Genomic DNA, 25,853 nt, shown 5'->3' with positions numbered 1-25,853 from the left:
ATTAAGGATTCGTAAAACTTACGGATGAACCATCATGGATTTTCTGCTGGCCGCCCGTAATAACCAGTTCACCTTTTTGTAAACCAGAGGTAATTTCAATCGTTGAATCCTGTAACCGACCGATGGAAACCCGACGTTTAAATGCTTGTTTTTTCTGCGGATCGGCTACGTAGATGTACGAGGAATTATCAGTATCCCGAAGTACCGCTTCAGTAGGTAAGCTTAGGAATTCCGACTTTTTAGCGGAGGGTAATTTTATCTCAGCGATCATTCCCGGACGAATTAATAACTTCGGATTACCAACCTCAATTTTAGCCGAAAAAGATCGCGTGGTAGCATCTGCCGCCGAACCTACTTCAATGACTTTTCCGGTGAATGTACTATCCAAAGCAGAAATATAAACCTGAGCTTTCTGCCCGATTTTTACATTCCGAAGTTCAGATTCTGGAACGGCCGCGTTTACCTTTACTTTCTGAATATCCGAAACGATAAACAGGGGCATTCCTGATCCCACAATTTCACCGATTTCGGTATTCTTTTTCAGTAATACGCCGGAGAAGGGAGTGTATAGTTTTGTATCAGACAAATTCTTTTTCTGTAAGCCCGCCTGAGCTTCCGCCTGCTTGAGGCCATTGCTGATTTTAGAGAAATCGGCATCGCTCAAACTATTGCGATCATGCATGAGCTTGAGTCGATTATATTCATCCTGAGTCTGGCTGACGCTGGCATTAGCCGCATCAACGCCAAGCTTATAGCTCGTGGGGTCAAGGCTGGCTAATACCTTTCCGGCAGACACCATTTGGCCTTCCGCCGCCGCGATGTAATTGACTTTACCCGCCACAAGAAAGCCAAGTTTCACGGTTCGGTTTGCTTCTACATTACCACTGATTGATAGCTGGCTTTCGCTGGAGGAAAGGGAGGCTGCCTGTGTAATAACGGGTACGGCAGATTCGGTAGTAACCACGTTTTCGGTGGACGGCTTGGACTGGCAACTCGCTAATACCAATCCCATGAGCAGGGCAGGATAATATTTCGTTTTCATAATTTGATTAACTGGCAATTTCCAGAAGGTTAATTTGATGGGTAGTTACTCCTAAAAAAATCAATTGTTGATGAATACAATCACTCCATTCTTCCTGATCGGATAAAAAGAAATGTAGTTGCTCTTTATCGTAATTATTCAGAAAGGATTCAATCATTTCTAAGGCAACCACCGGGTCATAAAGGCTGGAGTCAATAGAAATGTAATAGGTTTTTAACTGCGTAATAAAGTCTTTTTCTAAACCCTTTAATGTTGGGTTAGAAAAATGGGAAGAAAGATCACTGGATAAGTAAAATACGCGGATGATATATCCTTGTTTAATCAAAGGAATGATCCGCTCAATGACCTGATCAATTGAAGCTTCGCCGGTAATAAATACCAGCGAAGGCTTCGGTTGATCAGACGTATTCATTAATTGAGATAACTTATTCATGGCTTTTACTCTGGATTGGTGAGGCAAAGGTCCTAAAAGTTAAGGCCAGAGTCTTTGACAAAAGTCAAAAAGCAAATCGGAAGGGGAAACTCCGAGAGATTGGTGATGAGGCTTGGTTACTAGAAAAGTAATTTTCGGGAAGTTAGAGCTACCCGCTTTTCGCTGGAAGAGAATTAGTTGGTAGGGACGCGATTGCTATACTTTTTCGGATTGGCAATCCTCCGCCGTGGTTGGTGTTCTCACCAACCATTAGGTTTATTAATGTCTGGTGAGGACACCAGCCATGGGAGGGAAATATATGCCGATGCCTTCCGCCGTGGTTGGTGTCCTCACCAACCACTAGGCTTATGGATGGCTGGAGAAGACACCAGCCCGGGCGGGCGAGAGGTGCGTAATTGCATCTGGGTAAGAGGCGGTTTTTAAACCAGCCCGTTCTTTCACATGATAAATTCGAAAAATTCAAAATACACACTATGCCGATGCCAGCTTTTCTGCTGGCATCAATCCCTAGAAGGATGACTATCTAACGTTGAGAAAGAATAGTTTAGAAAAAGCTGCCAGCGGAAAAACTGGCAGCGAATAATAGATCCGCATCCGCGGGCTAGTAGAAAAGCAACTTTGAGAAAGCTGGAGATCCCTAACGCTTACTCCGAATACGGCTTAGCGTCTCCTGAGAAATCCCCAGAAAAGAAGCAATATGTCCTAGGCTAACTCGCTGAAAAATGGAGGGTTGACTTTTAAGGAGTGATTCGTAGCGTTCGGTAGCGGTCTGAAATTGCAAAGCTGTAATTCGCTCTTTCATTTCCCGAATGAGTTGATGCATTACCAGAATATGTAACTGCTCCAACTCCGGGTGCTGCCGAAGAATGTTTTCGAAATCAGCATGTGAGATCGAACAGATCACGGAATCTTCGAGCGTCTCGAATGTATATTGACTCGGCTGGTTATCGGTGAAACTTTCGTCAGCAGTAACAAAACTGCCTTCGGTATGAAAACGGTAGGTGGTATCCTTTCCGGCCATACTCAGGTAATGTTCCCGAATGAGGCCTTCTTCTACGAACATCAAGCGGCGGTAATATTGGCCGGGCCGGATCAAAATATGGTTTTTAGGAAACTGTTCCCGCACAATGATGTGGGTCAGATCGGCTTCTATTTCCGGGCCAAGGTTGATCGTTTGTTGAAGGAAAGAGATAACATTCATGGAGCGAGAGCCAAAATACGAGCCTTGATCCAAGGCTCGTATAGATGATTGTATTAGGAAAGGCTGGTGTAAAATGCCAGAGCCTGTTGCATTTCTTCACTCGAAACGGGGATATCAAAGACGCAGGTACCCAGGCCTTTCAGGAGTGAAAACCGAATTTCCTTACCCCGGTTTTTCTTGTCCTGAGCCGTCAGTTCGATAATGGAGTCGTAGGTGTCGGCTGGGATTACTGCTTTTCCGTACGTGGCGAGCAGGTAATGCGTGATGGTCTCAAATGCCTCCGTTGTCAACCAGCCGCGTTGATAACTCAGGTAAGCTTCCGTGATCATTCCGGCCGCAATGGCTTCGCCGTGGAGCAGACGTTGATCGGAATCGTCCAGAAAGTACGTTTCGATGGCATGGCCGAGCGTATGACCGAAGTTCAGGATTTTCCGGAGGCCTTTTTCGGTAGGATCCTGCGTGGTAACGTTCTCTTTAATGGCTACGGAATGCGTAATCAAATCCGTCCAGTCCTGTTCTTGCCAGTTTTTCTGCCGAATCTCTTCCCACTTACTGGCGTCGGCAATCAGGCAATGTTTAATCACTTCGGCGTAACCTGAGCGAAGCTCACGCCAGGGCAGGGTTTTCAGAAAAACCGCGTCGATTAAAACGGCGTCGGGTACCCGGAAAACGCCGATGTGATTCTTTAGGCCGTGAAAATCAATACCAAGTTTGCCGCCTACGCTGGCATCCACCTGCGAAAGAAGCGTAGTAGGAATTTGAATGAAATAAAGCCCACGTTTGTAAGTTGCGGCACAAAAACCACCCATATCACCGATTACCCCACCGCCCAGATTAATGACCAACCCATGACGATCAAAAGCAGCTTCGGTTAATTTTTCCCAGATCAGACTGGCCGAGTCAAGCGTTTTCTCGCTCTCACCGGATGTAATCTCGATGAGTGTATGAGCCGGAAGCAGCGACTGAATCAGCGGATAACAATGAGCCTTTGTGTGTTCATCTACTACAACGGCTATCTGAGAAAAAGAATGAGCGGCCAGAAAAGCAGGCAGACTTTCGGTGATCGGAGCAATTTTTACCATAACCGCAAAATTAGAGAATTAGCTGGTAGCGTAAAGAACTAAACGCAAGTCCTCCCTTAAAGTAAGGTCAGGCCCGCTTTTGCGTACATCTGTAGCGAGGCGTCCTGAGGCTCAAGTTCGGTAATGAGCGTCTGGATGGAACCAAGATCACAGAGCTTCATCCGGTGAGACGTTCCCAGTTTTTCAGAAATGGTAAGAATGGCAACCTGATCTGCCGATTTCATCATGGCTTTTTTCACCTGCACTACTTCCATGTCACTTTCCGTGAGGCCCTGAACGGCATCAATGCCAGTAGTTCCCAGAATCAATAAATCTACCCGAATTTCACTCAGGCGGTGAATGACTTCCCCGCCCGAGCAAATCTGATTCTCGGCGGTCACTCGTCCCCCCAGCAGGTATACCTCAAGGTTAGGGTTTTCAATCAATTCCAGAGCTATCACGGGGCTGATGGTAAAAATCGTCAGGCGTAGATGCGACGGAATCATCCGAACCAGAGATCGCACGGTAGTACCTCCTCCCAGCAGCAGAAACATACCTTCCCGGATCAGGCTTAGGGTTTTCTGAGCAATAATGTCTTTCTGATTGGTGGCATATACCTCGCTTCGGGTGGCGATGTGTCCGTACGAGCGGGAGAGAGCTCCCCCGTGAACTTTAATAAGCTGCCCACTGTCGGCGAGTTCGTTCAAATCCCGGCGGATGGTGTCTTCCGATACGTTGAGCTTCTGACTTAAATCAGAAGATAAAATCCGGTTATAAATATTAAGCTGGTGCAGAATAAACGAATGTCTTTCTGCTTTCAGCATAGCATTAGTAAGAGAGGACATGGTGCTATTGATTGAAAACGTGCTAATGCTGTTTTATGCGGTTATTTGTCGTAAAAACTAAAAAATAGAGAGTAACTCCTATTAAATATAACACTAAATAAAGTGAAGTGCAATAAATATATTTATAAACATTATTGCTGTTTATTTGATATTTAGCTAATTATGTATGGTCAAATGATCCATATGGGTCCATTATTTTCTTTTTTGCAGTAAAATGCAGTTTTATATGTTTTTATCAAGTTTGATTTATTTTCGTGCATAAAAACGCACTTCTTGTCTCCCTTTATTATCTCAATTAACAGCTTCTTTATGCTACACACACTTCTACAGACTTTTCGGTTACTCTTGCTGGTGAGCGTTCTGGGGGCAGGCCCAATGGCCTGGGCTCAGGATCGCACCGTAAGTGGAAGAGTAAGTGATGAATCAGGTTCGCCCTTGCCCGGCGTTTCTGTGCAGGTGAAAGGCACCACCAAAGGCGTTTCGGGAAATGCCGATGGGGTGTATCGCATCACGGCAAGCCAGGGCCAAACGCTCGTTTTCACGATGGTAGGTATGAAAACGCAGGAAATCACGCTTTCCAATCAGACCACGCTGGACGTAATCATGACCAGTACGGACGCCCAATTGAACGAGGTCGTTGTGACGGCTTTGGGTATTAAGCAGGAAAAGCGGGCTCTGGGTTATTCCATCGGGGAAATTAAAGGAACCGAACTCGTAAATGCCCAACGGGACAACTACCTGGTTTCCTTGCAGGGCCGGGTGGCGGGTTTGAATGTGACGACTACTTCGGGAATGCCGGGTTCTTCCACGAGTATTCAGCTTCGCGGGGCTACTTCGATTGGCGGCAACAACCAGCCCTTATTCGTGGTCGATGGTCTACCCATTGACAACCGGACTACGTCAGGAGGGGTGCTGTATTCAGACCGGGCGAACCGTGATGTGGATTACATGAACAAGGCGGCTAATATTAACTTTAATGATATTGAGTCGATTACGGTACTTAAAGGTCCCGAGGCGGCGGCTCTGTACGGTATCGATGCGGCGGCGGGAGCCATCGTGATTACGACTAAGCGAGGGGTGAAAGGCCGTGGACAGTTAAGCTATAGCAATAATTTCCGCTTTCTGAATGTGAATCGCTTTCCCGAGGTGCAGAAAGTATATGGTCGCGGAACGCAGGGCTTTTCTGATCCTAACGCCGTATCCTACTTTGGACCTAAGTATGCTGAGGGAACTACGTTTTTTGACAACGCCCGTAATTTCTTCCAGACGGGGCTGACGCAAACGCATAATGTTTCCATCTCGGGTGGTTCGGAGACGGCTACTTATAACCTGTCAAGTCAATTCATTGGTAGCGATGGAGTGGTTCCTAACACGGGGATGAAAAACTTCAACATCAAGCTGGCTTCCCGCATTCAGTTAACGCCTAAACTGAGCATACAGCCGTCGTTTACCTACATTAATGTTAACACGAAAAAAGCTTTACGCAACAACAGTGGTTTCGTGATTGGATTGCTCACTTGGCCGACGAATGACGATGCCAGCGTGTATCTGAATTCTGACGGTTCTCGCCGGACCATTCTGGGAGCGATTAACCTGGGCGAAGCGGACAATCCTTACTTCACAGTTAACAAGAATAACTTTCAGGATTTAACGAATCAGAGTCGGATTAACCTGCAAGCGGATTATAAGGCTACGGATTGGTTATCGCTTACGGGCCGTGTAGGGGGCGATATTTATACCACTCGTAGTAACCTTTTCCTGCATCCCGAATCCTGGCAGTCAGGTAATGGAGCGGGTACGCCGGGGGGATATGCTTCGCAGGGTTCTATCGAAGATCTGGTAGAAACCAGCCGATTGTTAAACGGAAACTTTCTGGCGACGATTCAAAAGAAAGTGGGCCGATTAGGTACCAACCTGATTCTGGGAACGGCCATTGATGACCGGGATTACAGCACGAGTGTGACGTATGGACAGAAGTTATACCTTCCAGAATTTAATTCTGTTAACAACACGGACCCAACGACGCAGCGTAACAAATTCCGGCGATTACAACAGCGGACGGTAAGTGCCTTTGCCAGCTTAACCATGAATTATGACGAGTGGTTATACCTGACGCTGACGGGCCGGAACGACTGGGCTTCTACGTTACCTGTTTCTAATCGCAGCTTCTTTTATCCCTCGGCTAGCTTGTCCTACGTCTTCACAGATATGCCGGGTTTGAAGGGGAACACGGGTATTCTTAATGCGGGTAAAGTGCGGTTGGCCTACGGACAAACGGGTAACCCCCCACCGCCGTATTACGTATTACCTAAACTCGTGCTTCAAACCACCAATGGTGGAGGTTTCGGCTATGACTTTTACGGCGGTAACCCTAACCTGAAAGCAGAAAGAGGAAAAAGCTTCGAGTTGGGTACAGAACTGAAGTTCTTTAATGATCGGTTGGGAATTGACGTAGCTTATTACGAAAAAACACTTTCCCAGCAGATTGTTCACCAACGACTGAGTTACGGGACTGGGTTTATTTTCGGATTGATTAATGGCGGTACCTTCAAAAACCGTGGGGTAGAAATACAGCTCAATGGAACACCCATCAAGAACCAGGATTTCCGTTGGAACGTGACGTTAAACTTTACCAGACTCAATACAAGTGTATCCAGTCTGCCTGCCGATGTACCGGAGTATTATAACTCCGACGCCTGGCCTTATGGGAATGCCCGGGCCAGTGCATTTGTCAATAATCTGGAGACGTTCTTTCCTTCATCAGTGGCGGCGTATCGGGGCTTAAACTGGAACTATTACCAACGGGGTATGGGCTCAGCAACGGCTATTGGTGGGTATTCCTATCAGCGTAATAACAAGGGAGAAGTCCTGATTAACCCGGCCACTGGATTACCGCTGACGAATGCCAACTTCCTGCCCATTGGGGATCGGAACCCTGACTTTACGCTGGGTTTCCTGAACTCATTTACGTACAAAAACCTGACGCTTTCTTTCTTATTGGACATTCGGAAAGGTGGAGACGTATTTAACGGTACCGAAATGTACTTGTGGAGAAATGGTTTGAGCCTGAAAACGCTGAATCGCGAAAATCCAGTGGTGTTTAAAGGCGTACTGCGTGATGGAAAGGAAGATTCGGAGAACCCAACGGTAAATACGATTCAGATCAACCCGGTAGCACGTTCGGCCGATTACTTCTCTTCCATTCCTGAGTCAGAATTTGTGGAGAAAGATATTAACTGGGTTCGGTTGAGAGATGTCACGCTTCGTTATCAGGTGCCTTCCGGGTGGCTGACTCGCAGCAAACTGGTTCGTTCGGCCAGTGTCTTTGTGAACGGAACGGACCTGTTCCTGCTGACCAACTATACCGGAGCCGATCCTAATGTGAACGGAGCTTCAGCTGCTTCGGGTGGGGTAGGGGCCGGCGGTTTTGACTTCGGTACCATCTCCATGCCCCGTGGATTATCCTTTGGCGTTTCACTGGGCTTCTAGTTTCGAAACCTGACAAGCATTATTACGTTATGCGAAAACTGAAATCAACACTCGTACTGCTTGCTTTAAGCATGGGCTTAAGCAACTGTAATAAATACCTTGACATTAACGTCGATCCCGCTAACCCTCAGGTAGCGGATCCCAGTGCCCTGCTGCCTCCCATGATTCAGCAAACGGTGTTGGGGGAACAGTTCGATTGCCGGTTCATCGGAAAATACATTCAAAGCTGGGGCGATGCTGCGGCCAACGATACCTGGGATCGTCACGGTTACCAGGCGGGTTCCGACAACGCTGGGTTAATCTGGCGGGTAAATTATTGGAACCTGGGTCCTAACGTCAACTTACTGATTAATCAGGCGACGGCCAATCAGCAATGGGAATTTGTGGGAGCGGCGAAAGCTCTGTTTGCCTGGAGCTGGCAAACCACAACGGACTATCACGGAGAAATCGTTCTGAAGCAGGCTTTCGAACCTAATCGTTACGTCTTTGATTACGACACGCAGCCGGAAGTCTACGAATACGTAGCCAAGCTGGCTAACGAAGCTCTGGAAACGTTCAACCGCACGGATGGTGTGCAGGGAGCTGCCGTATTAAATCGGAACGGAGCCGATCAGGCCTATAAGGGTGACAAAAGCAAGTGGGTTAAATTTACCTATGCTGTTCTGGCCCGTAACATGCTGCACCAAAGTAACAAGAGCACCTTTAATGCCGATAAGGTCATTGAGTACTGCGATAAATCACTGGCCTCCAATGCTGATAACTTCGTTGTTCCTTATGCGGCGGGTAATACGGCAACGCTGAGTTTTATGGGGCCTACCCGGAGTAACTTCGGTAGTTACCGCCAGACCGACTGGTTGATTAAAATGCTGGATGGTAGCTTACTCGGAGCGACTGATCCTCGCCTGAACATTCTGGCTTCTCCTTCGCCCGATGGAAAATACCGGGGGGTGACGGTAACTTATGGCGATCCTAATAATATCAATGGCAATGAGGCCCGCATTCCGACTTTATGGGGAGTGGTGTCTAATCAGGTTACCAGCAGTACCCCCGGTAAGTATATTTTTACGGATCTGGCCGGGTTCCCTTTGATGACTTACAGTGAAGTGCAGTTCATGAAAGCAGAGGCTGCCTTTAAGAAAGGAGACAAGTCGGTTGCCTACGATGCCTATAAAAAAGGAGTAGCGGCAGCCATGGATTTTGCGGGCGTAACGGCTGCCAACCGGGAGACCTATCTGGCCAGCAATGCCGTGCCGAAAGCGGCGGCGAGTTTGAAGTTAAGTGACATCATGATGCAGAAATACCTGGCTTTATACGGACACGGGGTAATCGAAACCTGGGTTGATATGCGTCGGTACAAGTACAGTTCAGAGGTATATCCCGGATTTACCCCTCCTGCACCTGAGCGTCTGTTCCCCGACAACAATGGAAAACTGGCCTATCGGGTTCGTCCCCGGTATAACTCCGAATATGTATGGAACCGAGCTTCCCTGGACAAATACGGCGGGAATAACCTGGACTACCATACGTACGAAACCTGGTTTGTTAATCCCTAACCATGCCGAATGCTCAGGGTTTTCTTCATAAAATCCTGGGCAGGCATCTGAACAGCTATTCAATGAAATCAATAGTCAAATCATTCATCACTGTACTACTGGCTGCTGCCGTCGTGGCCTGTGGTAACGAAAGCGATCCTCTGGCAAGCCTAAAGCCCGCTACCGGAGCCCGGCTGAGGTTTTATCACGCCGCCCCCGATGCTCCTGGACTGGCTCTGTACCTTAATAACAAGGCTTTTTCAGGAGTAAACACCGTGCCCACCACGCCCGATCCGCTACCTGCGGCGGTTACCTATTTTTCTGCGTTTCCGGTTCGGAATTATGCAGCGGTAGAACCTGGAACGGCCACGTTGAAAATCAATGCGGCGAAAACGACAACGGCTGAGGAAGCGGCTTTATGGGGGGCTAACCTAACGCTGGAAGATGGGAAGTATTACTCCGTCTTTGCCGCTGGAAATGCCTCGGCCTACGAAGTAATTAGTGTGGAAGATAACCGAACCGTGGCTGATGCTGGAAAAGCATACGTGCGGGTTGCTAATTTGGTAGTGAACAGTCCTGCTGGGGGCTATGAAGTGGCAATCAATGGCAAGGTAATTACCACGGTATCTGCCTATAAAAGCATTACTAACTTCATTGCCATTGATCCCGTCGCGTTCAATTCGGCAGCTCAGACCATTACGGCTAAAAATGGCTCAGTTACCTTAACATCGGCCTCCGCAGATCGGATTCAACCTTATGCCGGACGCTTTTATACCATTATCCTGAGAGGGGTTGCCGGGGATACCAAAACGCCACCCACCATATCATTACCGCTGGATATTTAGTATTCCCAGAGCAGGAATTAAATAAAAACCGGAGCATAAGTTTTACACTTACGCTCCGGTTTTTGTTTAATTAAGCTGGCGTTATCTGACGGAATAGATTACTAAGGGACGGTTCTTAGAACGTTACCCCCACTTTAGCAAAGACAAAGCGGCCATTGAAACCAAACTGCGACACGGCCCGGCTGTAGAGGAATCGACCGTTAGAGGTATTATCCAGTGCCGTCGTATAACTTTGGGTTGCGTCTGTGGCGTAATTGAACTGGTTGTTACGGGCATTGATGTACGCCTTATCGGGATACACATCGAACAGATTGTTTGCTCCCAGTGTCAGGGTTACGTGCTTGTTGAAAGCATAACTGGCCGTTACATCCGTTACCCATTTGGGCGAGAAAGTCTGGTCATTGTCAGCGGGGTAGGGAACGCCTGCTACAGTCGTACCAGGAATGGTAGCACTTCGATACGTTACCTCACCGAAGCGTACCGTCCGCAAAAAGAAATTCCAGGCTTTTACCTGATAGTTAGCACTTAGATTGATCTTGCTTTTGGGTACCGAAGACTCAAAGCGGGACTGCTCTTCGCGGCTGAATAAACGGGTTTTCAGAGAAGGATCGGCTTCAATCACCGAAGAACCCTGAATGCGGGTTACTTTGGTTTCGTTGAAGTTTCCTGAAACAGTTAGGTTCAATGTATTCGCACCGATTTTGATACGATCACTCAGCACAATGTCCAGACCCTTCGTGCGGGTATCAATGGCATTCGTGAAAAACTGAACAGAGTTGATGGTTTGATTCGGGTCAACCGTATTCAGAATCGTATTAACCGTTCCAGTAGTACCCGACTCACGGGCAAACTGGCTGGAGAAAACGATCCGGTCTTTGATGTTAATCTGGTAGGCATCGATGGTCATGCTGAAGCTACCAAATTTACCCGTTAAACCCAGGCTGTAGTTTTGGGAGATTTCAGGTTTGAGCCTACCTACGCCAAACTGACTTACCACGGGGCTTTCGTTATTGACTGTCAATACCTGTCGGGCTACGCTGTTTACAAACTGGGTGGATTCGTTATTAAAATAAATCTGGTGTAACGAAGGAGCCCGGAATCCCGTGGATACGGCCCCCCGTAAAGCCAGCCCCTGGAACAGATTCAGACGACCCGTGGCTTTGTAAGAAAGGTTGCTACCAAAGTCCGAGTAGTTTTCATAACGTAAGGCCGCTCCCAGTAATAAACGCTCTTTGAACTCGCCCTCAAAATCAGCGTAAATACCAACGTTAGTTCGGGTTTTTACCAGGGCATTAGCGGGTTTATAACCGGGAAATACCTGAGCACCCGCGGCGGTAGAAGAGGAGCCAATCATTCGGCCAGGAATATTTTCGGAAGGAATACCAAAAGACCAGGATTTTTCTTCACCTGCTCCAATTTCATACCGGCTGGTGCGGAACTCCGTGCCAAAAGCCGTGTTCAGAGCTGAAAATACCCCTGAAAATTCATGCCGTCTGCTAACGTCCAGGTTCACTACATTTTGGCCATATTTGAGTTTACCCGCGTAAAACTCAGTAGGGCTGGTGCCGACCGGAAGCGAAGCATTCAGCGTATTGGAGATATTAAATTTGATGCTGTTTTCTCCGTAGGTATTACTTAAATCCCAGTTCCATTTTCCCAACATTCCTTTCAGGCCAAGTCCGCCCGAGAGGTCATGTACAGAAGTATTAATCTGCGGCAGGAAACCGTTCGGATAAATTGACAGGTCAATTTGAGTAGATTGAGAAGGCAGGCGATAAAAACCAGCGGCATTTCCTTCCTTATTGGTGTAACCCGCCTGGCCGTAAAGCGTAACGTTAGTTCCGAGTTTATACTCAGCATTAGCCATTACACCAAAATTTTTCACGGCAGCATTACCCACCCGCATGTTATTGCGATCCAGTCCGGCGGCCTGAGCCTTGGCATCGTCGGCTGCTTTCAGGGTTTGACGAGCTTCTACCGTAGTCGCCGAAGAAGGCCATACCGAAGAGTATAATAAGGGTCGGGTATCGAGTCCACCGCGATTGGTAGCTCCCCGATCCTGATACTGAGCGGCGATGTTTACGAAGCCTTTGTTATTCAGATTAAAGCCTTTCGAAAGATCGAACTGTACCGTTTTTCCGTCCGAATAACTCTTGCCTAAGGTATTCGTCAGACTTTGACCGTACATGAGATTGGCATTCCAGGGCGTTTCTTTTTTCAAAACCAGGTTAATAACGCCGGCAATGGCGTCAGATCCGTACTGGGCCGCAGCTCCATCGCGTAATACTTCAATTCGCTCAATGGCCGATACTGGAATGGCATTCAAATCCGTTCCCACAGTTCCACGACCAAAGGTTCCATTGATATTGACCAGAGCAGTGGTGTGGCGACGTTTTCCATTCACCAGTACTAACACCTGATCTGGCCCAAGACCCCGTAGCGAAGCGGGATCAATGTGGTCGGTACCATCCGAAACGGTCTGACGGTTGGAGCTAAATGACGGAGCTACGTAGTTCATGATCTGCGTAAGATCGGTCTGAGCCACCAGCTTCATTTCCTTGGCTCCAATGACGTCCACCGGAACGGGCGTATCGGTGCTGGTACGGGCCTGCGAAGAGCGGGAACCCAGCACTACAATATCATTCAGGCTAACGGAAGATTCGTTGAGGACAAAATCCAGCTCAAGTGTTTGATTTCCCTTCACCTCGGCGGTTTTAACCAGACTCTCATAACCTACGGCCCGAGCAGTTATCTGATAAGAACCGGGCTGTACTTTCAACAGATACTCTCCAGTACCCGACGCATTCGCTCCGTTGTTGGTTGAATTAATCTGAACAGTTGCTCCAACAATGGCATTTCCTTTAGAATCCAGTACTCTGCCGCGAATTTGTTGAGCAAATAATGCACCAGGAAGAATGCATAAACACAGCATCCATAAACGTAAAAATAAAAGGTTCATAATGTTTAAAATTTGGGTATTCGTGAATCGCTATAATGTTATGACATTTTTAAGTAATATTGCTTATTTGGTTATTAATAAATAATTTTATAAATTAAGGGGAAGAGCCTGGGCTGAGTGGGAAAACCCAAATAATAGGTTTTTAATCACGCCTGATTTGCAAACCAAATCCAGAATAGGATAAAAACGTTTTTGAGGCAGAGCCGCGACTTTATCGCGTCTAGTCGGGAGATGGAAATTTCCCACTATGGCTGGTGTCTCACCAGCCATTTATATGCAAACAGTGTTTGGTGAGACACCAACCACGGCGTAAATCCAAAATAGGATGAAAACGTTTTTGAGGTAGAGACGCGACTTTATCGCGTCTGGGTAAGAGGCGGCTTTTGTGACTGGTTCTCCCGCCCTAGCTGGTGTCTCACCAGCCATTTATACGCAAATAGTGTTTGGTGAGACACCAACCACGGCGTAGAACGGATTTTGAATGAAGGAAAAACATACTCATGGCTCCCTGTTTTACTTAAACGTCATCTTAGAAAGCCCCTCCCGCCCTAGCTGGTGAGACACCAGCCATTTATACGCAAATAGTGTTTGGTGAGACACCAACCACGGCGTAGAACGGGTTTTGCATGAAGGAAAAACATACTCATGGCTCCCTGTTTTACTCAAAACATCATCTTAGAAAGCCTCCAGGTCTTTGCAAAAAATGCATAGAATAGGGATATCCCTGTCACGATTGAATAGGTTTAGACGTTTTTCGATGGAGAAATGAACTATTACTTGCTCAACTGATCGAAAATGGGCAGTTTGCGTAGAAGATTGCATAGCGAAACAATAATGGAAGAAGAAAAGGAAGGCTTACCCCCATTTGTCCGCTCCTGGCGACAGTTGTATGGGTTGGTTATTGCCAATCTAATTTTGATGATTATGCTGTTCTGGTGGTTTACGGAAGCCTTTTCGTAAGTACCGACTATTCTTTCGTCCACACTTCTTAACCCTAAAATTTAAATACTCTGGAATGTCTTTACTCGACTGGATCGTTCTGGCCGTTACGTTAACCTTTATTGTGGGTTACGGAATTTATCGCAGTCGGCGGGAACAGAACCTCGAATCCTACCTGACGGGTGGTCATACGTTACCCTGGTGGCAGGTGTGCCTGAGCGTTATGGCTACGCAGGCCTCCGCGGTTACCTTTCTTTCGGGACCGGGGCAGGCCTATACCGACGGGATGCGGTTTGTGCAGTTTTACTTTGGGTTGCCACTGGCGATGGTGGTCATTTCTATTACCTTCATTCCCATCTTTCACCGCCTCAATGTCTATACGGCTTACGAATACCTGGAAACCCGTTTTGACCTTCGTACCCGAACCCTAACGGCAATTCTCTTTTTGGTGCCACGCTGGCTTTCAACGGGTATCAGTATCTATGCTCCCAGTATTATTCTTTCGACCATTTTCGGTTGGGATATCGTCTGGACGAATATAGCGATGGGCGGTATTTTATTGATTTACACCGTAATAGGTGGAAGTCAGGCGGTGAGTTATACGCACGTGCAGCAGATGTTCATCGTATTGGGCGGCATGTTTCTGGCGGGCTGTCTGGTCGTACGGTTACTACCCGAAAATATGGGTTTTGTGGATACGCTGGAAGTGGCCGGAAAGATGAATAAACTCCAGACCATCAACTGGGAATTTGACCTGAATGATCGCTACAATGTCTGGTCGGGTGTAATCGGTGGGTTTTTCCTGCAATTAAGTTATTTCGGTACGGATCAGTCGCAGGTGGGACGTTATCTGGGGGGCGAAACCATTAGCCAAAGTCGGTTGGGTTTATTAATGAATGGGATTATCAAGATTCCCATGCAGTTTTTGATCTTGCTGGTCGGAGCACTCGTTTTTGTCTTCTACCAGTTTCATCAAGCTCCTTTGGTATTTAATGAAACGGCATTGAGTAAGATCGAAAATACGGTTGATTATCAGGTTTTGCAGAAAAAAAATACGCAGATTTTTACGGAGAAAAAACAGGCCGTCATGCAGCTACAACAAGCTCTTGAGAAAAAGGATGCAGCTCAGGTAAATCTGCTTCAAAAGCAGGTACTGAACTTAACCAAGCAAAGCACCGAACTACGCGAAAAAACGCAGAAACTCGTCCGAGAAAAGGGTGGCGACGCCAACGATACCAATTACATCTTCCTGACTTTTGTCGTAAAATACTTACCTAAGGGGGTAGTCGGTTTATTGATCGCTATCATCTTTATTGCTTCGATGGGCTCCATCGCCTCGGCGATTAACTCGTTGACTTCCAGTTTTGTAGTGGATATCTACCGACGCATGTGGGTAACGCAGGCTTCGGAATCTCATTATGTAAAGGTCTCTAAAATCAGTACGGCTGTGTGGGGAGTATTAAGCATTGCAGTAGCCATGTACGCCAGTCGGGTAGGAAGTTTACTAGAGGCCGTTAACATTTTGGGTTCCTTATTTTACGGAACCGTTTTAGGGGTTTTTGTGGTTGCTTTTTATTTTAAACAGATTGGAGCCAAAGCAACTTTCTGGGCGGCAGTTATGGCAGAGATCGGGGTAGTGGTTTGCTGGTTATTAAACTTAACGGCTTTCCTCTGGCTCAATGTAATCGGCTGCGTGGCTGTAGTAGCCATGGGTTTATTGCTGGAAACTATACTGGGGAAAAATAAGGTGGTGAACGGGTGATCACTAGTTTAGCGGTGTGTAATGACACATCAAAAGAGCTTTTGATGCAGAGCTTATAACCCCAGCGGGGTTCAATCCGAATAGCCCCGGGTGTCAACAGCGAAGGGAAGCAATGCAAGGGTATCGGGGTCGCGGTTCAATCCGAATAGCCCCGGGTGTCAACCCGGGGACCCTGGCAGCAATAGGTAGGAAGAGGAGAGAGTGCTTGCTGCCAGCGAAAAGGCTGGCCGGGCCACGCTGGCAGCGGAATCGTAAATCTAAAAGAGCTTTTAATGTAGAGCTCGTAACCCCAGCGGGGTTGAATATGAATAGCCCCGGGTATTAACCCGGGGGAGTAAGTAGGTAGGGAGATAAGAAAGTGGTTGCTGCCAGCGGAATCGCAAAACAGAGAACTAAACCGATGCGGGAGGCACTAATCCATCTGGCCCATAGTGAAGCGAAAATGGCTAACATTATCGCCTCCGTTTCTTTATCCGAACCGCAAAGTTCGGGAGATGTATATTACGACCTGTTGAACTCGATTGTTTCTCAGCAGCTTTCCACGCAGGTAGCCGTCGTGATTTTTAATCGTTTTCTTAAATTATTTCCCGGAGAATATCCGCATCCCAGGCAGTTACTGGCTTTGGAAACTGAAGAATTACGGGACGTGGGGTTATCCCGGGGTAAAGCTCAATACATGCAAAACGTCGCCGAGTTCTGGCTGGCTGAAAATCTGGAGACCAAAAACTGGAACGAGATGGATGATGACGCCATCGTCGATTACCTAAGTCAGATTAAAGGTGTAGGTCGCTGGACGGTGGAGATGATTCTAATCTTTACCCTGCAACGCCCCGATGTTTTTCCCGTTGATGATCTGGGCGTTCAGCAGGCCATGATGCTGGCGTATGGTTTGGAGAAAGACCGGAATCTTCGTAAACGAATGATTGAAATTGCTGAGTCCTGGCGACCGTATCGCTCCACGGCTAGTCGGGCCTTATGGCGTTGGAAACACCAGGTAAAAAAGTAAGGAAGATTGATCAATGAAAGTAGTAATCGTGATTGCCGGGCCTACGGCAGTGGGTAAAACGGAGCTTTGTGTAAAGCTGGCTCAGGAGTTAAATACCGAAATTGTGTCGGCGGATTCGCGGCAGTTTTACAAAGAATTAAGCATCGGAACGGCTAAGCCCACGGCGGAAGAAATGCAGGGAATCCGGCATCATTTCATTGATTCACATTCCATACAGGATTACTTCAGTGTTGGCGATTTTGAACGGGAATGCCTGCAAACGCTCGAGGCTATTTTCTCAAGAAAAGACGTCGTTATTCTGACGGGTGGTTCCGGCTTATTTCTGAAAACCATTACCGATGGATTGGACGAAATGCCCGAGGTAGATTTGAGCGTTCGTGAGGAATTGATGCAACGATTTGCAGAGCAAGGAATTACGCCGCTGGTGGAAGAATTACGTCGGCTCGATCCAGCTTATTTTGAATACGTAGATCGCAATAATACCCAGCGGATTGTGCGGGCATTGGAAGTGTGCCTGAGTACAGGTAAGCCTTATTCGAGCTTCCGAACGGGGCAAAAAGCGAAAAGACCTTTTGAGGTAATAAAAATCTGCCTGACCCGCGACCGGGAAGTATTATATGACCGGATTAACCGACGGGTCAACCTGATGATGGAGGCTGGGTTAATCAATGAAGTAAAATCAGTAACGGATTATCGGGAGCATTATGCTCTGAAAACCGTAGGTTACCAGGAAGTTTTTGAATACTTCGATGGCACGTACGATTCCGGCAAAATGGTCGAAAAAATTCAGCAGAATAGTCGCCGCTACGCCAAACGGCAACTAACCTGGTTTCGCCATCAGGGCGATTTTCAATGGTTCGAAGCTTCAGATTACGAGGGGGTAAAAGCGTATATACTGGACCAGCTAGCCGGCTACCGTTCCTCAAATGCATAGCAGCCATGCTCAATCATCATAAAGTAATAACCTCACCCGTAGGAGCTTTAACCCTGATTGCTACGGAAAAAGGGCTAGCGGCGATCCTGTGGGAAAATGATAATCCTGACCGAATTGCCGTGGACTTAGGGACTCGGGATGAGCAACATCCAGTTTTACTGGAAACGGAACGTCAGTTGAATGAATATTTTACCGGGAAACGGAAGCGTTTCGAGTTAACGCTCGATTTTATCGGAACGGATTTTCAAAAACAGGTCTGGCAGGCTTTACTGACTATTCCTTACGGAGTAACGCGTACATACGGAGAGATTGCCCAGCAGTTAAACAACCCGCAGTCGGTACGGGCAATAGGTGGAGCTGCGAACCGTAATCCCATTTCCATCATTGCTCCCTGCCACCGGGTGGTCGGGTCTTCAGGTAAGTTAGTGGGTTTTGCGGGCGGATTGGACCGTAAAAATCGATTACTGAGACTGGAAGGAGCCATTAAGCAAACATCTTTATGGGAGTAAGGGGGCTTCCCTTTTGGCTGATAAGGTATTAGAAAAGGGAGTATAGCTCTGACAGATGAAGGCTGGCAAGAAAGCCCTCCCCATACCTAATGACCCTATTCTTTCAGACATGGAAGAAAACCATTTTTTAAGAATTAGAAAATCCATCAAAGATTATTATTTGAAATAAGTCTAAATACAAATAAATTTGGGGCCGTAAAATGAACTCCTTAGTTATGTACCCCATTTCAAAACTTCCCTATCTCTTACTTTTATCCTTCTTCTTCTTTACCACCGCTTGGGCTCAATCCGATCGAGCTACTTTACAGGGCACGGTTAAAACAGCAAAAGGACTGGCTGCCTTCATCAACATTTCTCTGGAGCAGGAAGGCCGCATTCGAATGATTGCTACGGCGGATGAATCCGGGAAATTTTCCCTGAAAGCCCCTGCGGGTTCGTATACAATCATTGCTAGTGGCGTAGGTTACGAAACCATACGTCAGTCCATCGAACTGGTGGCAGGCGAAAAAAATGAAGTTACGCTGCAAACTACGGAAATTGACAAGCAGCTCTCAGAAGTAATCGTCTCGGCGGGTCGGCGGGTAGAAACGCTGGCAGAAACCCCTTCTTCGGTTAGCGTTATTACCGGAAAAGAGCTGGCAACCCAGGCCGGAATTAGCCCCAACGTAGCTAATATTCTATCGAACACCGTGCCCGGTCTCGCTCCTTCTACTAACCAGACGGGTAATAGCGGACAAACTTTGCGAGGACGTAACGTGCTGGTACTCATTGATGGAATCCCGCAGTCAACTCCACTGCGGGCGGGTGGCCGTGACATCCGCAGCATTGACCCTTCGGTTATCGAACGCATTGAGGTAATCAAAGGAGCAACCTCTATCTACGGAAACGGGGCCGACGGGGGACTGATTAATTACATCACCAAGAAAGTTCGTCCGGGCAATCACTCGGGGGGTAATACGCAACTGGCCATGACGGGTAATACACGAGGGGACAGTACGTTCGGTTACCGTTTTTCACAACAATTTTTTGGTCGTAGTGGAAAGGTGGATTATGTCGTTAGTGGCATGCACGAAAAGACGGGTGTCTTTCGGGATGCACAGGGACAAGTGATCTCTCCTGAATATGGCCTGGGCGAGACACGAATCTATAATGCCTTTGTTAAAATAGGTTACGATATTTCCAGCAAGCACCGGATTGAAGGAATGTATAATTTTTACGGTTCCAATCAACATTCCAATTACGTTCTCAAGGCCGGTAAGTATGGGGTAAGTCCTGCCATTGGGGTCATTGGCAAACGCGTGGGAGTGGACGAAGGAACCCGGCATAACCATAATGCAAATCTTCAATACATCGGACGAAATATCATTGGGGGTACTAATATCAATGCCAGTTTATATTACCAGGATTTCCTGACGATTTACTCGAATTCGGCTTCGTTCTACGGTTCTGGCCAGTCTCAGATTCCCTCCGTTAAGAAAGGTCTTCGGGTCAACCTGAATAGTCCCTTCGTCCTTGCCAGTCGTATTCGCGGGGATCTTACGTATGGTTTTGATTTACTCAATGACCAGACTTCTCAGTCTCTGGTGGACGGGCGTACCTGGGTTCCTAACATTAACATGCGAAACCTGGCCCCCTACGCTCAGCTAAGTGCTCTTTTGGTGGAAGGGCTGACGCTGAAAGCAGGGGTTCGGGCAGAAAACATTAATATTAAAATAGCCGATTACAATACCCTGGCAACGGGTCCTAATGGGCAGGGAAGTATTTTTGTAAAAGGAGGTAATCTTGGCTATGAGGCCCTGGTATTCAACGCCGGATTACGGTATTCGCAAAACAAATGGTTTAATCCTTTTGTAAGTTATTCGCAGGCTTTTTCCATTTACGATCTGGGACGGATTCTACGGTCGGCTCAGGAAAATACCATCGAGAAGCTACAAACCCAGCCCATTATTGTGAATAATTATGAAGTTGGATTCAGTAGCCAAGTCGGAACACTTTCCCTGTCGGCGGCGGGTTACATCAGTACGTCTAAACTGGGAGCTAATTTTGTTGACCTCGGGGAAGGAGTGTATACAACTGAGCGTGCTCCTGAACGCGTCTGGGGTTATGAAATTCAGCTTGACTGGACACCGGTTCGAGCATTTTCCGTGGGCGGGAACTATGCTATTACGGAAGGAAAAGTGGATAAAAATTCGGATGGACGCTATGATACCTATTTAAATGCCAGCCGAATTTCTCCCGATAAAACTACTCTGTATGCCCGCTATTCCGGTATTAAAAATGTAAGTATTGATTTGAACTGGTGGCGATTAGGAGACAGGGATCGGTTTACGCCCCGGGCCAACGGTACCTATGCCATTTACGAAGGACGGGTACGATCGTATAACCTCTGGAATTTAAATGTAGGATATAAAGTGAGTGAGCCCGTGCGGCTGAGCCTGGGGATTGAAAACCTACTTAATAAGAGCTACTATACCTATATCGCTCAGTTCTTTGGAAGTAATGAAAACTACACCCGTGGCAATGGTCGGCGATTCATGCTGACGCTTAATTATTCATTTTAATTAGGAATAGGGTGATAAGAAAAGAGGTCTTTCCGTAAGGAGGGGCCTCTTTTCTTATTTTATACGAAAGACGAAACAACGGATTATAATTTGATTAAAACCCGGCTAGGTAGCTTAGCTGGCAAGGCTTTTGTGACTTTGAAGTTTTGTGCAAAACCTATCATGAAATATGGCAAAGTCTATAGCGGCTGTGATGGTCGAAATGCTGGTGAATGCCGGAGTTAAACGCATTCACGGAATCGTGGGAGATTCTCTCAATGGATTAGTAGATGAAATCCGTCGTTCGGGGAAAATTGAATGGATTCATTACCGGCACGAAGAAGCGGCTGCATTCGCTGCCGGAGCCGAAGCTCAGGCCACGGGTCAGTTGGCGGTTTGTGCCGGAAGTTGTGGCCCCGGTAATCTTCACCTTATCAATGGTTTATACGACTGCCACCGAAGCATGGCTCCGGTGCTAGCCATTGCGGCCCAAATTCCAAGTATGGAAATTGGAACGGGTTATTTTCAGGAAACGAAGCCTGAGTATCTTTTTCAGCAGTGCAGTCATTACTGTGAAACTATCTTTTCAGCCAAGCAAATGCCCCGTGTTTTGCAGATTGCCATGCAAAATGCCATTGGTAAACAGGGGGTAGCTGTTATTACCCTTTCTGGGGATGTATCCTCGGAAAAAGTAGAAGAATCCCATCTTGAACATCAGATCTTTCTTCCCCAGCCCCTCATCCGGCCATCGGATCAGGAGTTACAGCAAATGGCTCAGCTTATCAACGAGGCTGAAACTGTTACTATTTTGGGGGGAAGCGGTTGTGCGGGTGCTCACGCCGAGGTGTTGCAGTTATGTGAGCAGATAAAAGCTCCCTTAGTCTATGCGTTGCGAGGGAAGGAATACCTGGAATATGATAATCCTTACGAAGTCGGTTTAACGGGTTTGATTGGGTTCCGTTCTGGAGCAAGAGCCGTGGCTAATGGCGAAGTATTACTTATGCTGGGTACGGACTTCCCTTACAAAGACTGGTACCCGGATAAGGCCAAACTGATTCAGGTCGATACGCGTCCTGAGCATTTGGGGCGTCGTTCCAACCTTACCCTGGGAGTAGTTGGAAGTGTGGCTCCGACCATTCAGGCTTTATTACCTTTATTGATCGAGAAAACGAATCGTAAACACCTGGATCGGGCTTTAGAAGATTATAAAAAGAACCGGGAAGAATTTGATTCGCACGCCCGGGGAACCGAAAACGACGGAGTAATTCACCCGGAATACCTGATGGCAGCTCTCAGCGAGAAGGCAAGTAAGGACGCTATTTTCACGGCTGATGTGGGAACACCCACCGTCTGGGCGGCCCGTTACCTGAAAATGACGGCCCAGCGTCGATTATTAGGTTCGTTTACGCACGGCTCTATGGCTAGTGCGATGCCACAGGCGATTGGGGCACAACTGGCCTTCCCGAATCGGCAGGTAATTTCTCTTTCTGGTGATGGTGGTTTTGCGATGTTAATGGGCGATTTGCTGACGATCTTTCAATACAACCTTCCCGTTAAGCTGGTAATTTTTAATAACTACTCCCTGGGGTTTGTAGCTATGGAAATGAAAGTAGCCGGATTGCCACCCTTCGGGACGGATATGAAAAATCCCAATTTCGCTCGTATGGCTGAAGCGATGGGCATTCGGGGCATTCGCGTCGAAAGTCCAGATGATTTACCCGAAGCGATTGAGGAAACGTTCCGGCATTCTGGTCCGGTATTACTGGACGTCGTAGTGAATCCAACGGAGCTTTCCATGCCGCCTAAAGTTACCTTCGAACAAGCCTGGGGCTTCGGGATGTACATGATGAAAGATACGCTTCGCGGCGATGTCAGCGAAGTGGTGGATACGATTAAGAGTAACTTTTTGAATAAGTTATAATCGTTGCTGGCTTTTCTGCTGGCAGCTTGAATAACTCAGGCTGCCAGCGGTTACTTTATTTCAGTAAAGTCTTTACCTTCTCCCTGGGTAACTCTTCAATGGTCCCATTCTTCCCTTGGGTCGTTCGGGCAGCCCAAAGCGAGTTTAGAATGGCTTCTTCCGTTGCTTCAATCGAAGCTAAAAAAAGAGCCGACATAGAGTCATTATTGACTTCTTCGAGGGTTTGGATAATTCCTTTGGTTTCGTGTGGAATACGAACCTTTTCATTCGTAGAAAAAGCCAGCACGTATTCTCCTGAACCATTACTCGCAATACCGCCTACTTTTGCCAACGCCGACCAGGCTCGTTTAGCTAGTCGCTCCAGATTTCGATGGGTAAGGGGAGCATCCGTGGCTACAATAATCATGCAGGAACCATCGGCGGGGTCGTTTAGCTGATCGCTAAGAAAGTATTTACCTAAAGCTTTTCCAATGGGTTTGCCTTTGATTTCCAGCACACCGCCAAAATTGGTTTGCACCAGCACACCTACAGTATAACCACCCGATTTTTTAGGAATCACGCGGGAGCTCGTACCGATACCCCCTTTCCATCCAAAACAGATGGTACCCGTTCCGGCTCCTACGTTTCCTTCAGTAACTGACCCCGTTTTTGCCTTTTGAATGGCTTCCAGCACGTGTTCGGGTTTAACGTGAAAGCCCGTAATGTCATTGAGGTAACTATCATTGGTTTCACCCACCACGGCATTAACCGAGCGAACGTTCTCATTACCCGGTTGGGCTAACGTGTAATGGATAATCCCCTGCATGCCCGCTGCGACGGAAAGTGTATTCGTTAATACAACGGGTGTTTCCAGATTTCCTAACTCATTCACCTGACTGATTCCCGCCATTTTTCCGAATCCATTGGCCACAAAAACAGCCGCCGGAATTTTCTGTTTAAACAGGTTACCTTCCGTCGGAACAATGGCCGTCACTCCCGTACGAACATCCGTCCCCTGGCTTAAGGTGACGTGTCCAACTTTTAACCCGGCGACATCCGTAATGGCATTGGTTGCACCCGTTTTTAAAATTCCAATGGGGAGTCCAGTATCTTCGCGAAAGCGGGTTTGGGCCTGAAGAATGGAAGAACTGATCATGAGAAGAAAGAAAAGGTGTTTCATTGGGAGGGTTTAGAGTTTTCAGTTTTCAGTTTTCAGTTTTCAGTTTTCAGTTTTCAGTTTTCAGTTTTCAGTTTTCAGTTTTCAGTTTTCAGTTTTCAGTTTTCAGTTTTCAGTTTGAAAAGAGAAAACCCATAAAGATAAGGGAGATGTTTGAAAAGGGAACCCTAACCCCGGAGGGGTTTAATATGAATAGCCTCGGATGAAAATCCGGGGTTCCCTATAGATGGACCCTCCCCCTGGCTGGTGTCTTCACCAGCCATTTGTATAAAGCATAGAGGTTGGTGAGGACACCAACCAGGGCGGAAAATAACAGGCGATCATTTCAGGTAGAGACGCGACTTCATCGCGTCTGGGTAAGAGGCGGTTTTGGGTTACCTCTGTATTCCTTCCTACGCCGTGATTGGTGTCTCACCAGCCAGGGCAGGGAAAACCAGACGTGATAAAGTCGCGTTTCTACTATTAGCCTACGCTCTTTCGGATTTATAATCCCTAAAGTAACACTAACTGTCTCTACAGAAATGCGGCTAGCAGCTGTTCTGAATTGCAAATCCGAAAAATAGAATAAGCTCACTTCTCAACATCTAATCAAACTGAAATTCCGATTGATAATACTTATACGCATTGATCCATGCCGCATATACCCAGAGGAAACCACCTAAAATGGCTAGATCTACATGAAACATAATAAGCAGTAAACCGACGATAAAGCCCCACAAACCATACGCACTTAGTTTTTCCAGACTTTTGTCATGCTGATACACCCGATGCAAAGCCGCTATTTGAATACCACTGATAAACACGAATGCTTTCCCCACAAAAAGAAAAGAGACCGTGTCGGGTAAATAGCGAAACAGGAGTATGATTTCCGGGATGAAAATCAACAGCATTTGCAGGGCATGAGCCGTAAAACGCTTCCCAAAGGATAAAGGTAAGTTTCGGACGAAGAGCAAATACTCGTGCTCGAACGTATAATGTTCGGTGGTGAGTCCGAGGTGAATCAGGCTGCCTAGTAGTAAGCCAATGGCCAGTAACCGTTCATCGTAATCATCTGTGGGGTAAAGCAGGCAGACGCCTAGGAGCAGGGCCCCCGAGAAGAATTTAGTGACCAGTACCAAGATAGCATGTTTCCGTAATAAAAACTGAATGAAAAACAGCGGATAGGGTAGCGGCCAGTTCTGGGCAAAAGTTCGAACCTTTGCTTCCGTATCACTTTGCCGAAGGGTTCGTTCGAAGATTAGTAACGCAAGTAGGCTGATGGCAGCAAAAAAGAGAATAAGGCTGATAATAGCCATCCACTGCTGATTTTGAATGGCATACAAACTCATCCAGAAAGCATACGCCAGAATGGGTAGTAATAAGCTGATGGTAATGGTTAACCAGCTAATCACCCGCTGAGGGGTGGAAATTAATCGAAAATAATGCAGAAATCGATAGGCTGGATGACGAAACTGTTGCCGGACAAACCCAATTATTTTAAGGGCATATAACGTCCAAACGGCAAAGTAATAAAGTAAAATAGAAGGCGAAGTCATGGCATACTGAAACACCGCGACGTGATCATCCGAGCGAATAATGCCGAAGCCTAGCATTACAATAACCAGAAAGAAACCCGTATTTTGACGGTAAAACTCCGTTACCAGCGTTCGATAGAGGACCGTTTTCAAGGAATAGGCGAG

The 25,853-nt window shown here is 47.1% G+C and carries 18 protein-coding genes; 10 read left to right on the top strand and 8 right to left on the bottom strand.

The features are described 5' to 3' along the window. Position 1: 1 nt before the first annotated feature. The 5 genes from QE390_RS04375 to QE390_RS04355 form a co-directional block, all read right to left on the bottom strand. Positions 2 to 1,042, bottom strand: a complete 1,041-nt coding sequence (locus QE390_RS04375) for an efflux RND transporter periplasmic adaptor subunit (protein ID WP_307141245.1) — start codon at positions 1,040 to 1,042, stop codon at positions 2 to 4. 7 nt (positions 1,043 to 1,049) lie between these two features. Further along, positions 1,050 to 1,475 (bottom strand): hypothetical protein, encoded by a 426-nt coding sequence (locus QE390_RS04370; RefSeq protein ID WP_307141244.1) that lies wholly within the window; start codon positions 1,473 to 1,475, stop codon positions 1,050 to 1,052. A gap of 637 nt (positions 1,476 to 2,112) precedes the next feature. Next, positions 2,113 to 2,676 carry a Crp/Fnr family transcriptional regulator gene (locus QE390_RS04365; protein WP_106637768.1) on the bottom strand — a complete coding sequence of 188 codons (564 nt, stop codon included), beginning with the start codon at positions 2,674 to 2,676 and terminating at the stop codon, positions 2,113 to 2,115. Between the two features lie 53 nt (positions 2,677 to 2,729). Continuing rightward, the gene (gene aroB / locus QE390_RS04360) at positions 2,730 to 3,758 is read right to left on the bottom strand and encodes a 3-dehydroquinate synthase (protein WP_307141243.1); all 1,029 of its coding nucleotides are present in this window, start codon (positions 3,756 to 3,758) and stop codon (positions 2,730 to 2,732) included. A 56-nt stretch (positions 3,759 to 3,814) separates the two neighbouring features. Then, complete coding sequence (locus QE390_RS04355) at positions 3,815 to 4,582, bottom strand: DeoR/GlpR family DNA-binding transcription regulator (protein WP_307141242.1); 768 nt, start codon at positions 4,580 to 4,582, stop codon at positions 3,815 to 3,817. 309 nt (positions 4,583 to 4,891) lie between these two features. On the opposite strand from QE390_RS04355, the gene QE390_RS04350 reads away from it, so the two are divergent. The 3 genes from QE390_RS04350 (at position 4,892) to QE390_RS04340 (ending at position 10,448) form a co-directional block, all read left to right on the top strand. After that, on the top strand, positions 4,892 to 8,071 hold the full coding sequence (locus QE390_RS04350; protein ID WP_307141241.1) for a SusC/RagA family TonB-linked outer membrane protein: 3,180 nt from the start codon (positions 4,892 to 4,894) through the stop codon (positions 8,069 to 8,071). Between the two features lie 29 nt (positions 8,072 to 8,100). Next, positions 8,101 to 9,624 carry a SusD/RagB family nutrient-binding outer membrane lipoprotein gene (locus QE390_RS04345; protein WP_307141240.1) on the top strand — a complete coding sequence of 508 codons (1,524 nt, stop codon included), beginning with the start codon at positions 8,101 to 8,103 and terminating at the stop codon, positions 9,622 to 9,624. A 62-nt stretch (positions 9,625 to 9,686) separates the two neighbouring features. Continuing rightward, positions 9,687 to 10,448, top strand: coding sequence for a DUF4397 domain-containing protein (locus tag QE390_RS04340; RefSeq protein ID WP_307141239.1), 762 nt, complete (start codon positions 9,687 to 9,689; stop codon positions 10,446 to 10,448). Between the two features lie 115 nt (positions 10,449 to 10,563). On the opposite strand, the gene QE390_RS04335 is transcribed toward QE390_RS04340, so the two are convergent. Continuing rightward, positions 10,564 to 13,407, bottom strand: a complete 2,844-nt coding sequence (locus QE390_RS04335; RefSeq protein WP_307141238.1) for a TonB-dependent receptor — start codon at positions 13,405 to 13,407, stop codon at positions 10,564 to 10,566. A gap of 834 nt (positions 13,408 to 14,241) precedes the next feature. Here QE390_RS04335 and QE390_RS04330 point away from each other — a divergent pair. The 7 genes from QE390_RS04330 to poxB all read left to right on the top strand — a co-directional run bounded on the left by QE390_RS04330 (position 14,242) and on the right by poxB (position 23,018). Continuing rightward, on the top strand, positions 14,242 to 14,367 hold the full coding sequence (locus QE390_RS04330; RefSeq protein WP_255400706.1) for a hypothetical protein: 126 nt from the start codon (positions 14,242 to 14,244) through the stop codon (positions 14,365 to 14,367). Between the two features lie 55 nt (positions 14,368 to 14,422). Continuing rightward, complete coding sequence (locus tag QE390_RS04325) at positions 14,423 to 16,108, top strand: sodium:solute symporter (RefSeq protein ID WP_307141237.1); 1,686 nt, start codon at positions 14,423 to 14,425, stop codon at positions 16,106 to 16,108. A gap of 400 nt (positions 16,109 to 16,508) precedes the next feature. Further along, complete coding sequence (locus QE390_RS04320; RefSeq protein ID WP_307141236.1) at positions 16,509 to 17,114, top strand: DNA-3-methyladenine glycosylase; 606 nt, start codon at positions 16,509 to 16,511, stop codon at positions 17,112 to 17,114. A 13-nt stretch (positions 17,115 to 17,127) separates the two neighbouring features. Then, positions 17,128 to 18,048 (top strand): tRNA (adenosine(37)-N6)-dimethylallyltransferase MiaA, encoded by a 921-nt coding sequence (miaA, locus tag QE390_RS04315; RefSeq protein WP_106637775.1) that lies wholly within the window; start codon positions 17,128 to 17,130, stop codon positions 18,046 to 18,048. A gap of 5 nt (positions 18,049 to 18,053) precedes the next feature. Then, on the top strand, positions 18,054 to 18,557 hold the full coding sequence (locus QE390_RS04310; protein ID WP_307141235.1) for a methylated-DNA--[protein]-cysteine S-methyltransferase: 504 nt from the start codon (positions 18,054 to 18,056) through the stop codon (positions 18,555 to 18,557). Between the two features lie 215 nt (positions 18,558 to 18,772). Then, the gene (locus QE390_RS04305) at positions 18,773 to 21,118 is read left to right on the top strand and encodes a TonB-dependent receptor (RefSeq protein ID WP_307141234.1); all 2,346 of its coding nucleotides are present in this window, start codon (positions 18,773 to 18,775) and stop codon (positions 21,116 to 21,118) included. Between the two features lie 169 nt (positions 21,119 to 21,287). Continuing rightward, positions 21,288 to 23,018, top strand: a complete 1,731-nt coding sequence (poxB, locus tag QE390_RS04300) for a ubiquinone-dependent pyruvate dehydrogenase (RefSeq protein WP_106637777.1) — start codon at positions 21,288 to 21,290, stop codon at positions 23,016 to 23,018. Between the two features lie 55 nt (positions 23,019 to 23,073). Here the strand turns inward: poxB and QE390_RS04295 are convergent, their stop codons facing one another. Next, positions 23,074 to 24,177, bottom strand: coding sequence for a P1 family peptidase (locus QE390_RS04295; protein WP_307141233.1), 1,104 nt, complete (start codon positions 24,175 to 24,177; stop codon positions 23,074 to 23,076). Positions 24,178 to 24,758: 581 nt separating this feature from the next. Beyond that, positions 24,759 to 25,841, bottom strand: a complete 1,083-nt coding sequence (locus QE390_RS04290; RefSeq protein WP_307141232.1) for a hypothetical protein — start codon at positions 25,839 to 25,841, stop codon at positions 24,759 to 24,761. Positions 25,842 to 25,853 lie beyond the last annotated feature (12 nt).

The organism is Siphonobacter sp. SORGH_AS_1065 (assembly GCF_030818595.1).
Classification (GTDB): Bacteria; Bacteroidota; Bacteroidia; order Cytophagales; family Spirosomataceae; genus Siphonobacter.
The sequence above is the reverse complement of the archived record's forward strand: the minus strand, read 5'-3'. Positions and strand labels throughout refer to the sequence as shown.